The organism is Glutamicibacter sp. HZAU (genome assembly GCF_004100365.1).
Taxonomy (GTDB): domain Bacteria; phylum Actinomycetota; class Actinomycetes; order Actinomycetales; family Micrococcaceae; genus Glutamicibacter; species Glutamicibacter nicotianae.
The window spans coordinates 1-1,206 of sequence record NZ_SCKZ01000027.1 but is presented as its reverse complement, the minus strand read 5'-3'; the positions used below and the strand labels follow the sequence as shown (position 1 = coordinate 1,206).

The window sequence follows — 1,206 nt, the reverse complement described above, 5'->3', positions numbered from 1 at the left end:
ATCGCGACGTTCACCGCGGAAGCCACCACGGTCATCGTTGCGCTTGAAGCCGCCACCACGGTTGTCATCGCGACGCTCGCCGCGGAAGCCACCACGGTCATCGTTGCGCTTGAAGCCGCCACCACGGTTGTCATCACGGCGCTCGCCGCGGAAGCCACCACGGTCATCGTTGCGCTTGAAGCCACCACCGCGGTTGTCATCACGGCGCTCGCCGCGGAAGCCACCACGGTCATCGTTGTGCTTGAAACCACCGCGGTTGTCATCACGGCGCTCGCCACGGTTGTCATCACGGCGCTCGCCACGGAAACCGCCACGATCATCATTACGCTTGAAACCACCGCGGTTGTCATCACGGCGCTCGCCACGGAAACCGCCACGATCATCATTACGCTTGAAACCACCGCGGTTGTCATCGCGACGCTCGCCACGGAAACCGCCACGATCATCATTACGCTTGAAACCACCGCGGTTGTCATCACGACGCTCACCGCGGAAGCCACCGCGATCTTCATTACGCTCACCACGGAAACCGCCACGATCATCGTTACGCTTGAAGCCACCACCACGGTTGTCATCACGGCGTTCACCGCGGAATCCACCACGGTTTTCGTCGGTGCGCTTGAAATCGCTGCGGTCGTCGCGACGCTTGAAACCATCGCGGGAGTTGTTGCGGCTTGAATTTGAGTTCCGGAAGTCGCCTCGTCCGTTGTCGGAGTTACGGCGGAATTCGTTAGACATCTAATGTCCCCTTCAGCGGCTATCTCAATACCGCAACCTTCGTGATTGCCTTAGCAAATCACTTCACTATTAACTATTCTGCACGCCATAAAGGCATGTACATCTAACTTCAAGTCTACGGGAGCCACGAGACATACCATAGGGAAACAGGTGCAATGTGGCAAGACACTCAGTCACTCCACTTAGGTTTTCCCTTCGACCCAATGCCGGCCTGATCCGTTGCGGGCCGCGGCAGCGGCCAGCGGCCAAAACCCCTTAAACAAAAACAGGCCAGGCAATAGCACCTGGCCGCACTCCTGCGGGTTAAACAGGTGAGGCTCCAACCATCACTGGTTAGAGCCTCAAACCCATTATTTAGGTTAAGTCCGGCGGTGACCTACTCTCCCACACCCTCACGAGTGCAGTACCATCGGCGCAATGGGCCTTAGCTTCCGGGTTCGGTATGGGACCGGGCGTTTCCCCCACGCT

The 1,206-nt window shown here is 58.3% G+C and carries 1 rRNA gene and 1 pseudogene; both read right to left on the bottom strand.

Annotation, left to right across the window (positions count from 1 at the left end):
- Positions 1–738 (bottom strand): annotated as a pseudogene (locus EKH49_RS17240) (hypothetical protein); the annotation flags it as partial.
- A gap of 363 nt (positions 739–1,101) precedes the next feature.
- Positions 1,102–1,206, bottom strand: a 5S ribosomal RNA gene (gene rrf / locus EKH49_RS16365); the annotation flags it as partial.